Genomic DNA, 12,848 nt, shown 5'->3' on the forward strand with positions numbered 1-12,848 from the left:
ATTATTGCTCACCCTTTACAGATGAAAGATCTATCATTTCTAAAACACTCTCCCCAGCAGGCACATGAGGATAAACATTTTCCTCAGCATTCACATGAAAATCGAGAATTGCAGGGCCTTCAAATGACATAGCTTCTCGTAAAGCGGGGATTACCTCTGACTGATTTTCAATTTTTTTAGCCCAAATACCATACGCTTCAGCCAATTTAACGAAATTAGGATTACCTGAGTAACTGGAAGCCACTCGGAGCCCTCCATAAAAAAGGTCCTGTAATTGCCTCACTAGTCCCAAATTATTGTTGTTTAGGATCGCAAATTTTACGGAAATATTATTCTCAACAATTGTCGCTAGTTCAGACATCGTCATTTGGAATCCACCGTCTCCCGCGATACTCCAGACTTGACGATCAGGCTTAGCCAAGGCGGCCCCCATAGCACCGGGAACTTCGAATCCCATAGTGCCTAGACCTCCGGAAGTTATCCACGAATTGGGCTGGTTGAACGCATAATGCTGAGCAGCCCACATTTGATGCTGGCCAACCCCAGTGACAACAATAGCGTCTCCTGAGGTTATGTCGCTAAGTGCCTTGATCACATATTGAGGCGAAAGATAGTCCGAATTAATGCTAAGTGGGTGCTCAGCTTTCAGGGTTTCAATTTCATCCAGCCATAAACTGTTTGACTTGGCCTCGATCTCACTAGCCAAGGCGTCCATAATTATTTTTGCATCACCTAAGAGAGGAACAGTAACCCTAACATTCTTGCCTATTTCTGCAGGGTCTATATCAATATGGATCACTTTCGCGTTCGGAGCAAAAGTACTAATCCTTCCAGTAACCCGATCATCAAACCGCATACCCACGCCTATAACAAGATCTGCTCGTTCAATCGCCCAGTTATTGTATGCAGGGCCATGCATCCCAGGCATTCCCATATTTAACGGGTGATCGCTATGCAGCGCTCCAATACCTAACAGTGTACTAATCACAGGGATTTGGGCTTTTTCAGCTACTAGCTTTACCTCAGTAAACGCACCAGAAATAGAGGCCCCATGGCCTACTAACAGCAAAGGCCTCTCCGCGTCTTTAATTAGCCTTGCGGCACGCTTGATCATCTGTGCATTGACATTTGTACTGATCTTAAATGAACGTAAATTAACAGTTTCTGGGTAATGAAAAATACCTTCGTCGGTTAATACGTCACGAGGAACATCTATCAAAACTGGTCCAGGCCTGCCAGAACGAGCTACATGGAAAGCCTCTTTCATAACATTAGGAATATCATTGACGTGCATGACTAAATAATTATGTTTGGTCACCGGCACCGTAATTCCGGTCGTATCAGTTTCTTGAAAAGCATCACGTCCAATTGCAGCTCTAGGTACTTGACCAGTAATTGCAACCATTGGCACTGAGTCCATCATTGCCGTAGCTAAAGGCGTAACCAAATTGGTGGCGCCTGGCCCAGAAGTAGCTACAGCCACACCAACTTTGCCCGACACGCGCGCATATGCATCGGCAGCGTGACCTGCGTTCTGCTCGTGCCGAACAAGAATATGCCGTAATTGTGGGTATTCTGGAAGAGTTTGGTAAAAAGGAAGTATTGCCCCGCCAGGCAAACCAAACATAAGGTCTACATTCTCATGAATGAGACTTTCACAAATCATTTGTGCACCAGTTAACTGCAAATCAGATACCCCTTAACCCTAAAACCGCGGAAATAAAAAAACCGCCCCTCACGAAGGGACGGATATTGAACCGCGGTACCACCCAACTTCCTCGCATTATTCTACGAGGCAGCTTATACGCGATATCGGTGCGCCCGCCAACTCTAGTACATTTTTCAAGTTGGCCACTCAGGGACGAGTTCAGAAGGCCACGTCATCAAGCTCACACCAAACCTTGACTCGCTTTGACGTACTACTTCCTACTACTTCCCTTCACAGTGGATTTAATATGAAAGCCCCGATAGGATAACATCAAAGAAGCAGTTTGTCAAACTAATAATTACCCCTTCCAGTAGGTATTGGCCTTGTTAAAAGGGTGTTTTAAAATTAGTTTGGATACTCAAAATCTCGCAATCAAGAGTGAAAATGCTAACTCGACTACAAAACAGTTTAGACAAAATCTTACTTGAAAAACGAACTGGCTTGATACCTTACGTAACAATAGGCTTTCCACGGCTAGAAGACACCCTTCAAATCGTTAAGTCTATCGAAGAAGCTGGAGCAGATGCCGTAGAGCTTGGAGTCCCTTACTGTGATCCTGTAGCAGATGGCCCTACTATCCAAGCCTCAAGCTATAAAGCATTAAGCCAAGGTATAACCACGACAGCATGCATAAATTTAGTGGGTGAGCTACGCCAAAGTGGTATTGAGATCCCCATTATATTTATGGGATATTTTAATCCGATACTAAGCTATGGAATTGAATCTTACGCGGAAGATTGCGCAAATGCTGGAGTGGATGCAGTTATAGTGCCCGACTTGCCCCCGGATGAATCAGATGAATTACGTGAAGCGCTACACGCCAATGGATTAGGACTAATATCACTACTTGCGCCTACGAGCCCCAATGAACGCATTGCACTGGGCGTACGGATGTCTGATGGGTTCGTTTATTGCGTTAGCATTGCGGGCGTTACAGGGGCGAGATCCGAGCTTCCTAAAGACCTCAATTCATTTATTGCGCGCGTTAGAAGCTATACAACGCTACCAATTGCAGTCGGGTTCGGTATCGCAGAAAAAAAACATGTTCAAGCAGTCGGTGCTATCGCAGATATCGCCATTGTCGGAAGCGCTCTTATCAACGTGTTAGACTCCGCTAATGAAGGCGAAATACCAGAAGCTGCAAAAACATTCGTCTCATCTCTGATTTCATAATATCCTCTATATAACTCAAAGTAAGGGAAATTCTCATGCAAACGTTAGGACTACGTGGAGCGACAACTGCAGACAGCAATACTGCATCTGCAATTCTTGATGCCACAGAAGAGCTCTTAAGAGAGCTTGTAGCAGTTAACGACCTTGTGGAGGCAGACATTGGTGCGTTATTCTTTAGCGTGACTAATGACCTCAATGCTGAGTTCCCAGCGAAAGCTGCAAGGTTAAGACTTGGTTGGGAAACAACAGCCTTGATGGACTGCACCGAAATTCCGGTACCTGGCGCTCCGGAATCGGTCATTCGGGTCCTAATGCTAATCAATACAACTAAACAAAAAGAAGATTTGCATTACGTCTACCTGAAAGGCGCAACTAAATTGCGTACTCCATCTAATTAGTCGGATTATCGTTAGTAGTCTGGCTTCAAACGAGGTCACCGGAGGAAATTGTAGTGGCTCGCTCTATAAGTGATTTACATATTAAACAAATTGAGGCTTTAATTTCACCTGAACAGCTTCAATCTGAATTCCCAGTTTCTGAGGAAATTGCAACGACAATTGCTTCAGGCCGCGATCAAATCGAGAGTATTCTTTCAGGTAAAGATCCTAGGCTTCTGGTAATTGTCGGTCCTTGTTCAATCCACGATGAAAAAGCAGCACTTGAGTACGCCTCAAGACTTAAGGGTCTAGCTGAAAATCTAAATGATCAGATCCTAGTGGTTATGCGGGTCTATTTTGAAAAGCCTAGAACCTCATTGGGATGGAAAGGCCTTATCAATGACCCCAATCTTGACGGCTCTTTTGACGTAGCAGGCGGGCTAAGTAGAGCGAGGAAGCTGCTTTTAGAGCTAGCTTCAATGGGCGTCCTAGCGGCAACTGAATTCCTCGACCCTATTACACCGCAATATTTCGCAGACCTAGTATCGTGGGCAGCTATTGGTGCACGTACTACCGAAAGTCAAACACACCGCGAAATGGCAAGCGGGTTGAGCATGCCAGTTGGTTTCAAAAATGGTACGGATGGTAATTCACAAATAGCAATTGACGCGATGAAAACTGCACGAGCTCCTCATTCATTTCTTGGAATTGATCGTCAAGGTCAAACCTGCGTCGTACACACAGGTGGGAACCCTTACGGTCACTTGATTCTCCGAGGCGGCACCGGAGGTCCGAATTACTCTGAAACTAGCGTTAAAGATGTCCAAGCGAAGCTTGAAAATGCCACGCTACCCCATCGAATTATGGTTGATTGCTCTCATGCCAATTCTGAAAAGGATCACAATCGACAACCGATTGCATTCCATAATGTTGTAGCGCAACGACTATCTGGAAACCCTGACCTTGTTGGATTGATGGTAGAGAGTCATTTACATGGTGGAAGGCAAGATTTAGGAAATGATCCTTCGGCTCTTAAATATGGAATCTCTATTACCGACGCCTGTATGAGCTGGGAAGAGACAGAAGAAATGCTAACTCAAGCCCATAAAACACTCGCAGCCGTACCGGTTGCTCAATCCTGAGGGCTTGAATGAATGAGCTTTTGCGAGAGCTCGAACTCTATGCGAAAAAAGAACCCACTGCGGTAGCTTTTGGTGTCTTCGATGGAGTTCACCTAGGTCACAAGCATGTGTTCAACACTCTACAAAAAGCCGCTGCAAAAAGAGACCTAGTACCGATTGTAGTCACACTCGCGAATCACCCTCTATCCGTGTTGCGCCCAGAAGTAGAAATACATATGCTTACTTCCTTAGATCAAAGACTTCATTTAATCAAAGATGCTGGTATTGAATACGTCGTGCCTTTAACTTTTACCAAAGCAATCTCTCAGCTCAGCGCAAAAGATTTTATGCAGACCTTAAAGAACGCATTACACATGGAGCACTTCGTGGCAGGGCAAGACGTTTCTATCGGCCATAACCGTGCAGGAGATTTAAAAGTACTTACCGAATTAGGGAGTCAAATCGGCTACAGCATTGAAACCGTAGAGCAATTCAATCTTCACGAACTTCCTGTCCGAAGTACTTCCATACGCAAGGCCTTGAATCAAGGAGACCTAACTACCGTCACTCAGTTACTTGGAAGGCATTTCTCGCTAATCGGACCTGTAATTCAAGGAGAAGGGATAGGGAAGGAATTACTTGGCTACCCAACTGCAAATATAAATGTTTCTCCCTCCCAGGCAATACCAGCCGAAGGAATATATGCTACGTGGATTAAATTCAATGATCAGCTTCTACCATCGGCTACGAGTATCGGGAAAAAGCCAACATTTCATACAGACGCGCCATTAACAGTCGAGACGTTTATACTCGATTTCAAAAGAAATCTCTACGGTGAGCATCTTGAATTAGAATTTGTTGAACGAATTCGAGGTCAAGAGAAATTTAGCACTATAGAATTATTAAGTGCAGAAATTGAAAAAGACATTGTAGAGACAAAACGTATCCTCGGAGTATTGTAGAAATAATATGAGTACAATTGACTCAAATACCCTGCGCAAAATTACTCGTAGGGGCGTAGCTGAAATCATTCCCGAAAATGATTTCATTAAACGGCTAAATGAGGGCACGCCATTACGCCTGAAAATGGGCTTTGACCCTAGCAAACCTGATTTACATTTAGGGCACGTGGTAGGACTGAAAAAATTACGCCAACTCCAAGATTTAGGTCATGAGCTCACGCTAATAGTTGGAGATTGGACTGCGCAAATTGGGGATCCTTCGGGTCAATCAGACACTCGATCAATGCTCACTGCATCTGAAGTTCAGCAAAACGCCGAAACATACATGCAGCAATTTTTCAAAATTGTGGATCCTGAAAAAACTAAAGCCGTATACCAAAGCGAATGGTTTGGAAATTTTTCTCTTACAGATGTAATTAGGCTTACTTCGTTCTTTACAGTTAATCAATTTCTGCATCGCGATGACTTCTCTAAACGTTATGCAACCCAAAAGCCTATTGCAGTAACCGAGTTGTTGTACCCTCTCCTTCAGGCCTATGACTCCGTAGCAATAAAAGCAGACGTAGAATTCGGTGGCACTGATCAGCTCTTCAATCTTATGGTAGGAAGAGAACTGCAAGAAAAAATGGGACAGGATCCACAAATCGTGTTCTTAATGCCGATTCTACCTGGCACAGATGGGGTTCGAAGAATGGGTAAATCTCTCAATAATTATATAGCGATTGAAGATTCTCCGAAGGATATGTTCGGTAAAATAATGTCACTACCCGACGAAGTAATTCCTTTGTATTTTGAACTGTTGACAGATCTACCGGAACCTGAACTCGAACACCTAACTACTTCAATAGAACTGCACACTGAAAACCCTATGGACTTCAAAAAGAAACTCGGGGTTGAAATGGTCTCTTGGTTCCATTCCCCTGAAGCCGCCATTACTGCCAATGCAGAATTCGAAAGAGTGATACAAAGAGGACAAGAACCTGAAGAAATTCCTGAGGTTTCTATTGCCGAGATTGCAAATTCAATCAGAGATCAAAATGCTGATGGCGTCTTGGTTGATGTACTGGATCTCTTAGTTATTACCTCCCTTGCTAAAAGCAAAAGTGAAGCCCGGCGCTTAATGTCACAGAATGCGATTGAGATTGACGGTGAAAGAGCATCGGAGGAAACATCTTTCGTCCGCTTTGGATCCATCATTCGCGCTGGGAGACGACGCTTCGTTCGTGTAGTCAATACTTGACGCATCTTTCATAATGTAACTAAGTCAATGCCAAAAGGCGGAAGTCATGCTCACCAAAGAGGAAAATGAATTACTTACGCAAGTTGGACCCGGAACTCCTGCAGGTACCCTTTTGCGCAGATATTGGTACCCTGTTTCGCTTGCACAAGATATTACCGACGATTCACCTACGAAATTTGTTCGAGTATTAGGTGAAGACCTAGTAATATTCAAAGATAAGTCTGGGCGCCTTGGATTACTCGCTGACAAATGCTCGCACAGAAATGCATCTTTGGTTTATGGTCGAGTAGAGGAAAGAGGGATTTCCTGTGCCTACCATGGCTGGCTCTATGACTGTGAAGGAAATATCCTCGAAACGCCTCCTGAAATTAACGAAGCCATTACAAAATCCGTAAAACAAAGGGCCTATAAAATTAAAGAACATATAGGTCTACTGTTCGCCTATCTTGGGCCCGACCCTGCACCACCTCTACCACCGTATGACACCATGTTCAGAAAAGATGGAACTAGAATGGTAAGGGTTCATCCTCCACTTAACTGTAACTGGTTCCAGGCCATGGAAAATTCTATGGATCCGGCTCACCTACAAGTTCTCCATCAGGAATTCATAGGAAGAGGACGTGAACCAGTTAACACAACCCGTGGATATACGGACGATGTAGAAGATTTCATTTTCTCCATGACTGACTATGGCGGGCTTATGAAAAAACGAACCTACAAAAATGGAATGGTTGACCAGCACCCTGTCCTCTTTCCAAACATTCTTAGGCAGGGTTCAAGTACCCAATTCAGAACACCTATTGATGATACCCATACACTCCACATTCGCATGCATTTTTATCCAAATGCAGACGGGAGTGAGGATCCAAATGCATTTGATCCCGAGATTCTAATCGACCCCCCTAATAAAACTGATCCTGAAAAAGATCATCCTTTTACAAAATTCATCCTCCACGACGTAAATTCACAGGACCAAATGGCATGGGAAACCCAAGGTCCAATCACTGACAGGACCGCGGAGCATCTTAGTTATTCAGATCGTGGCGTGGTAATGCTACGGAGAATTATGAAAGAGCAAATACAGCTAGTGCACGAAGGGAAAGACCCTATAGGAGTTTTCAGAGACGCTAGTCATCCGATCATCGATACTAATGTTGACGAAGGGGTTGCACAGATCACGAGTAATCGATCACCAGAAGCCTCCATCGTCGATAATAAATAATTACATAGTCTCGGGAGCGTTCATTCCCATAATCTGCAGAGTTCGCGACAATGCTATTTTTGCCGATTCAACTAATTTCAATCGGGCTTTCATCATTGGCTCATCATCAGGGTCACTGGACAATACTCTGCAATGATCGTAGAACCCATGAAAAGCAGTCGCTAATTCAATTGAGTAGTGCGGTAAAGCATGCGGTGCCAGTGTTATAGCAATGGTGTCGATGATTTCGGGGAGCTGCAACATTTTCTTAAGCAGTTGTAATTCTGCGTCATCTTGAAGAAGCGAAACATCTCCATCCTGCCAATCAATTCGACGATCAGAAGCCTGTTGCAAAATACCTGCAATCCGAGCATGGGCATACTGGACATAGAAAACAGGGTTTTCGCTCGATTCACGCTTGGCTAGCTCTAAATCAAATTCCATCTGGCTTTCAGCAGCTCTTGCTAAAAAGAAATACCGGCATGCATCCGGACCAACCTCTTCTACTAAATCTGCCAAAGTAACTATCTGGCCAGTACGCTTAGAGGCCCGGACAATATCACCTCCACTCTTAAGCGTAACAAGCTGAGCAATAAGAATCGTCAATCGTTCAGGATCAAGTTCCAATGCTTTCATGACAGCCTTCATTCTTGGAACATGCCCCTGATGGTCTGCGCCCCATATATTTATAACTTGGTTAAAATCACGTCCTATAAATTTATCTCTGTGATACGCAATGTCCGAGGCGAAATATGTTGGGGCACCGGAGGTTCTTACAATAACATTATCTTTTTCATCACCCAGAGCAGTCGAAGTAAACCATTCAGCTCCGTCGTGGATCTCAGTTAATCCACGCCCCCTAAGATAATTGATTGCTGCCTCGTACTTCCCGTCCTCATAAAGAGTTTTTTCTCGAAACCAAACATCGAAATTAACCCCGATGCGCTCTAGATCCACTCCTATCACCTGAAGCATCAAATTCAGTGCTTCCTCACCTAATTCAGCGATTGCCTTCTGCTCATCCATCTTTAAGAATTTATCTTCGTATTTTTCAGCAAGCTTTTCACCTAGCTCAACAAGATAAGCACCTTGGTATCCATTCTCGGGAATACCAATATCCGTACGTCCTCTTGCCTGTGCATAGCGAGCAAAAGTTGAGCTATAAAATAGTTCCATCTGTGTACCCGCATCGTTCACGTAATACTCACGAGTTACATCAAATCCAGCAGCGCTCAGAGCATTTGCGAGTGCACTTCCAAGTACTGCCCCACGAGCATGTCCCACATGCACTGGCCCTGTTGGGTTAACTGAAACAAATTCAACCTGTACCGAACGACCTTTACCCGTATCGGTATTCCCAAATACCTCTGCTTGGTCGCGAATTTTTTCTACCTGTTCCTGAAGCCAATCAGAGCTAAGCTTGAAATTAATAAAACCCGGGGGCGCGACAAAAACTGCACCTACGCATCCTCCGATTTCAAAAGAATCGGCGATGATTTGAGCGATTTCCAAAGGCGGTTTCTTTACTGATTTTGCCACTCTTAGCGGAAAGCTTGAGGCAAAGTCACCATTTTCTGATTTTTGGGGACGTTCCACTAAGCCAGTGCCTGGAATCTCAAGATCTGACTGAATTAAGCTCTGATTCTGTGCTTTATGGATGGCATCTTTAAGCCGAGTTGCAATTGTATCTCTAACTAGCATTCCCTAATGATATCAGTGTGTACCTATTATTAATCTACCCTGCTATCACACCCATTACATTAGTTGTATATCGATCGATAGCTTCATAGTCTAATTCAATGCCTAAGCCAGGCACGTGAGGAACAGTAATATGTCCCCGAACAGGTATCATGGGGTTCAGCAATAGATCACTCTCTAGTCTCGTTCCTGTTCCTAAACTTGCTGCACTTGCCTTCCCCAAAGAGGTGGACAAATGTAGTCCTGCGGCCAATCCAATCCCAGTCTCTAATGAGGAAGCAACAGTAGACCGCAAATTATTCTGTGCGGCATAAAGCATAATTGCCTGCGCATGCCTGATACCTCCAGCCTTCGCAGCCTTGACCACCAAAACGTCAGCTGCACCAGCTGAAACTACCTTCTGTGCATCTGCCAAGGTTCCCACCACTTCATCTGCAGCAATGGGGACTTCTGTTGAATTTCTAATTCTGGCCAAACCACTAAGGTCCTCTGCAATCACAGGCTGTTCAAGAAACTCTAAGCCAAATGGTTGTAATCGCTCGACGGTATAAAGTGCTCGCTCTGTAGTCCATCCCTCATCCGCATCTGCCCTTATCGCAATTTCATCCCCAACAGCAGAACGTATCTGCTTTATTACTTCCACATCCATATCGGGATCCCGGAATCCCAGAGATGCCTTAATGCACTCATACCCTCTTTCTACCGCGTTGCGTGCCTGAATTGCAGCTTCTTCAGGGTTCATAAAATCCAAGAGAGCAACCATCGGAACCCAATCAATTACACCGCCCAATAAGTCAGTAATTGGCCGTCCGGCATTTTTACCCATCGCATCAAATGCGGCTGTTTCAAGCCCAAATCTGAGTGCATCACCAGCATTACTCCGAGGCGCAAGTGCTGCCAAAACATCAAAGGCTATTGCAGGATGTAAACCTAACGCAGAGGGAGCTAATTCATGAAGGATTTCTGCCACTTCTGCAATTCGAGGAGGTCGCCCGGGACCTATGGGAGCAGCTTCTCCAAACCCAACTACCCCGTTATCCATATGCATCCAAATAATAAGGGCATTACGTCCGGCTTTACGAGGGTCGATGGCTAAGTCTAGATCCCGTAAGGGGATACGGACACCTCTCCATTCGAGTTTAACAATGTACATTGGGGCTAATTATGCCTTAATCATTTTAAAATACCATGTCATTAGGCATTTTCCTCAGCTACTGTGTTCATGTAGCGAGATACCGACTCTTTTAATTTCGGAAGTAGTTCAAGCTGTCTACTATTTGAAAATAAATTGCTCGCCTGTTCTTTAGAAGCCGACAGCAACTCCCTATCCTGGAGAGAGGCCATTCTTAAAGTGGGTAGACCAGATTGCCTAGTACCAAAAAAATCTCCTGGCCCACGCAAGCTCAAGTCGGCCTCCGCGATTTCAAATCCATCATTTGTTCTTACAAGAACTTCAAGTCGTTTTCGTGAATCGTCAGATAGTGTTTCAGACAACAGGAAACAATAACTCTGGTGCTCGCCACGACCAACTCGGCCTCTGAGCTGATGTAACTGTGCAAGACCAAATCTGTCTGCACCCAAAATCATCATCACCGTGGCATTAGGGACATCAATCCCGACTTCTATCACTGAAGTTGCGACCAGTATGTCAGTTTTACCATCGCGGAATTCGTCCATGATTTTCTGTTTTTCTACCATACCCATTTGACCATGGAGTAAACCTACCCGGACATCTGCAAGGGTAGTTGTGCATAATCTTTCGTACTCAACAGTGGCAGCTTTTGCCATCACTGCCTCCGACTCCTCAATTAGTGGGCAAACCACAAAGCATTGCCTGCCCAAATCTACCTGCTCGCGTAAAAAATTCTCTGCGTCTTCTGAGCGGCTAGATGGCACTATTCTCGTGCGAATTTGTTTTCGCCCCTTAGGCAATTCTTGCATTGTAGAGACATCTAAATCTCCATATACCGTCGCCGACAATGTCCTTGGGATGGGAGTTGCTGACATTAAAAGTAGATGCGGCATCGTACCTTTGCTTTTTAATGCAGCACGCTGCATCACCCCAAATCTATGCTGCTCATCCACAACCGCGATAGCCAAATTGGGGATCTCTACATCCTTTTGTATTAGGGCATGTGTTCCCACAAGTACATTCAAAATTCCATCAGAAAGCATTCGATGAATTTCACGTCTTGCAGCAACTTTCGTGCTCCCTGTTAGCAACGCTATAACAATGGGGTTGTCATGTCCGCCCAATTGCACGGAAAACCAATCGGGGTTCTCAATAGGCGAAGCAACTTCAGCAAGTAGACGCCTGAGATTAAAGTAATGCTGCTCGGCTAAAACTTCGGTGGGAGCCATCATTGCTCCTTGGTATCCATCTGCTACCGCTGAAAGTAAGAGAGCCAAAGCCACCACTGTCTTTCCCGATCCCACATCTCCTTGCAATAAGCGTGTCATTGGCTTAGCGGCAATCGATATTTCTTCCATACCAATATTTAACGCTTGTTTCTGACCTTCCGTGAGCTCAAATGGTAACGAACCAATGAAATTAGTTACCAATGGTGGGAAGCTTGGCAACTTGATGCCTGGCTGATCAGTACTGGCTGTGCGCTTACTCGCAAGCGCTAACTGTAAAATCAATAATTCATCGAATGCAAGCCTTCGTCGTGCCTGCTCTTTGCTTTCTAAACTCTCAGGAAAATGTGATTGCGCAATTGCCCAGGGTAAATCTGGGAATTCAAGTTCTTCAAGTAAAGACACGGGTAAAGGGTCGTCAATTAGTAGCCCTTCTGCAGATGCAATCGCATCAAGAGCTTCACGAACCATTCTCCTCATTGTCCTTGCAGGGATACCGTCGGTTGAAGGGTAAATCGGAACTAATCGACCCGTGTGAAGAAGGTCAGCTGCTTCAGGATCGTCCAGGATTTCCCATTCAGGCGAATCCAGTTGCTGGCGACCGTTAAAAATTTTGACCTTCCCACTCAGTACTACCTGCGCTGGTACGTTAGCAGTTTCCGACGCGTAAGTCATAGCACGTTTTAATGACACTGCTAGCCATGGTTGGCCAAACCAAACTACCCGTATATTCCCAGTTTCATCACCGACAACAGCTTCGGTTGCTCGCATTCTGCCGTTACGCCCAAGCCTTACTTCCCTGGCCTCCCAGATAGTCGCCACTACTGTCTGTTCATCCCCAGGTATCAGCTGCGAAATTGTTCTGCGTGCGGTGTAATCCAAATGACGATTTGGAAATAGATAAACCAAATCACGAATGCAGTTTATTCCTATTTTCGCTAACCGTGATGCATTGGGACGATTGACGCTTTTCAGGACAGTAATTGCATCATCAAGGCTAACTTTCGGAT

Annotated in this window: 10 protein-coding genes and 1 other annotated feature; of the genes, 6 read left to right on the plus strand and 4 right to left on the minus strand. The window is 44.8% G+C overall.

Annotated elements, in window-relative coordinates; translation table 11 throughout:
- Position 1 precedes the first annotated feature (1 nt).
- Positions 2–1,666, minus strand: a complete 1,665-nt coding sequence (gene ilvB / locus MK127_05135) for a biosynthetic-type acetolactate synthase large subunit (protein ID MCH2532176.1) — start codon at positions 1,664–1,666, stop codon at positions 2–4.
- Positions 1,667–1,738: 72 nt separating this feature from the next.
- Positions 1,739–1,952: a binding site (T-box leader), on the minus strand.
- A gap of 140 nt (positions 1,953–2,092) precedes the next feature.
- Here ilvB and trpA point away from each other — a divergent pair.
- The 6 genes from trpA to MK127_05165 are packed head-to-tail and all read left to right on the plus strand — an operon-like array spanning position 2,093 to position 7,803.
- On the plus strand, positions 2,093–2,881 hold the full coding sequence (gene trpA, locus MK127_05140; protein MCH2532177.1) for a tryptophan synthase subunit alpha: 789 nt from the start codon (positions 2,093–2,095) through the stop codon (positions 2,879–2,881).
- A 35-nt stretch (positions 2,882–2,916) separates the two neighbouring features.
- Positions 2,917–3,279, plus strand: a complete 363-nt coding sequence (gene aroH, locus MK127_05145; protein ID MCH2532178.1) for a chorismate mutase — start codon at positions 2,917–2,919, stop codon at positions 3,277–3,279.
- A gap of 53 nt (positions 3,280–3,332) precedes the next feature.
- Positions 3,333–4,400 (plus strand): 3-deoxy-7-phosphoheptulonate synthase, encoded by a 1,068-nt coding sequence (locus MK127_05150; protein MCH2532179.1) that lies wholly within the window; start codon positions 3,333–3,335, stop codon positions 4,398–4,400.
- 8 nt (positions 4,401–4,408) lie between these two features.
- The gene (locus tag MK127_05155) at positions 4,409–5,341 is read left to right on the plus strand and encodes a bifunctional riboflavin kinase/FAD synthetase (GenBank protein ID MCH2532180.1); all 933 of its coding nucleotides are present in this window, start codon (positions 4,409–4,411) and stop codon (positions 5,339–5,341) included.
- Between the two features lie 7 nt (positions 5,342–5,348).
- Positions 5,349–6,581 carry a tyrosine--tRNA ligase gene (gene tyrS / locus MK127_05160; GenBank protein ID MCH2532181.1) on the plus strand — a complete coding sequence of 411 codons (1,233 nt, stop codon included), beginning with the start codon at positions 5,349–5,351 and terminating at the stop codon, positions 6,579–6,581.
- A 46-nt stretch (positions 6,582–6,627) separates the two neighbouring features.
- Entirely contained in the window at positions 6,628–7,803 is a 1,176-nt protein-coding gene (locus MK127_05165) for an aromatic ring-hydroxylating dioxygenase subunit alpha (protein ID MCH2532182.1), read from the plus strand.
- Here MK127_05165 and argS read toward each other — a convergent pair whose 3' ends face one another.
- The 3 genes from argS to recG form a co-directional block, all read right to left on the minus strand.
- Complete coding sequence (argS, locus tag MK127_05170) at positions 7,804–9,483, minus strand: arginine--tRNA ligase (protein MCH2532183.1); 1,680 nt, start codon at positions 9,481–9,483, stop codon at positions 7,804–7,806.
- Between the two features lie 34 nt (positions 9,484–9,517).
- Entirely contained in the window at positions 9,518–10,633 is a 1,116-nt protein-coding gene (locus MK127_05175) for a mandelate racemase/muconate lactonizing enzyme family protein (protein MCH2532184.1), read from the minus strand.
- A gap of 41 nt (positions 10,634–10,674) precedes the next feature.
- A partial coding sequence (gene recG, locus MK127_05180) for an ATP-dependent DNA helicase RecG (GenBank protein MCH2532185.1) occupies positions 10,675–12,848 on the minus strand: 2,174 nt, incomplete at its 5' end.

It is taken from the genome of Dehalococcoidia bacterium (assembly GCA_022449765.1).
GTDB lineage: Bacteria > Chloroflexota > Dehalococcoidia > Lucifugimonadales > Australimonadaceae > UBA2963.

What these genes read in the sequence shown, in the direction of transcription:
- ilvB (MCH2532176.1), bottom strand. Translation starts at nt 1,666, where the DNA reads ATGATTTGTGAAAGTCTCATTCATGAGAATGTAGACCTTATGTTTGGT.
- trpA (MCH2532177.1), top strand. Translation starts at nt 2,093, where the DNA reads ATGCTAACTCGACTACAAAACAGTTTAGACAAAATCTTACTTGAAAAA.
- aroH (MCH2532178.1), top strand. Translation starts at nt 2,917, where the DNA reads ATGCAAACGTTAGGACTACGTGGAGCGACAACTGCAGACAGCAATACT.
- MK127_05155 (MCH2532180.1), top strand. Translation starts at nt 4,409, where the DNA reads ATGAATGAGCTTTTGCGAGAGCTCGAACTCTATGCGAAAAAAGAACCC.
- tyrS (MCH2532181.1), top strand. Translation starts at nt 5,349, where the DNA reads ATGAGTACAATTGACTCAAATACCCTGCGCAAAATTACTCGTAGGGGC.
- MK127_05165 (MCH2532182.1), top strand. Translation starts at nt 6,628, where the DNA reads ATGCTCACCAAAGAGGAAAATGAATTACTTACGCAAGTTGGACCCGGA.
- argS (MCH2532183.1), bottom strand. Translation starts at nt 9,483, where the DNA reads ATGCTAGTTAGAGATACAATTGCAACTCGGCTTAAAGATGCCATCCAT.
- MK127_05175 (MCH2532184.1), bottom strand. Translation starts at nt 10,633, where the DNA reads ATGTACATTGTTAAACTCGAATGGAGAGGTGTCCGTATCCCCTTACGG.